Below are 729 nucleotides of genomic sequence, written 5' to 3'. Positions count from 1 at the left end.
CCTCTAGGTAGCACCTAGGTAGCAGGCACCCGCGCGCCGCCGCAACAGAAAGCAAATCAGTTCAGGAGAAGAATCGAGGATAAAGCTTGGATTCCAGGCAGATCGCAAACCGCCGCAACTCAGAAAAATCTCTATGCCTTGCCTTCACACGGCAGGGGTCACAGGTTCAATCCCTGTCGCGCCCACCATYCGGATCAAAGACTTAATGCCTTTTCTAGCGCCAGGCCGGAAAGCCTAGGTAGCGCATAGGTAGCAGCAACAGCTGAGCATCTCTTGGGCCCCCGCGCTCCGCGAGCAGCTGGGCGACAAACTTGAGCCTTTCCCTCCCCAAACCGAACATGCAAAACCTGAGCGCGAGAGGGTCGGAGAAGGAGCTTGCCATGGCCAATAATCGGAGCCGGGAGGGTATTGAGCGCGAGCTCCATCACGTGCAGCGCATCCTGGATGCCAGCGCCGGCATGTCGTCAGTACGGAACAAGGATTCCAAAGGGCGGCTTATCACCCGTGTAGAGGACGTCCGACAGGGACCTGACGGCGGAATTGATCTCGAGACCGATTTCGAGGCCAAAAATAAGCAAGCACTTTCCCGCGTACAGAGCATATTCAACAAGAAGCTCGGTAGGTGAACGCTTGGAACGCGCAAAGATACTTTGGCAATTCAAGGACACGGTTCTCACACGCCCAGATCTGGATCAATTCTTGGGCGCAACGCTGAATCGCTGGGACAAC

General features: G+C 56.0%; 1 protein-coding gene. It reads left to right on the top strand.

The window, feature by feature from the left end; genetic code table 11:
- The first annotated feature begins 311 nt into the window (after positions 1-311).
- Positions 312-626 carry a hypothetical protein gene (locus AC1DWF_RS34235; protein ID WP_476842933.1) on the top strand — a complete coding sequence of 105 codons (315 nt, stop codon included), beginning with the start codon at positions 312-314 and terminating at the stop codon, positions 624-626.
- The last annotated feature ends 103 nt before the right edge of the window (positions 627-729 follow it).

This window comes from Aminobacter sp. P4_D5 (assembly GCF_056401815.1).
Note: the sequence above shows the minus strand (reverse complement) of the source record. Positions and strands in the feature narration are given on the sequence as shown.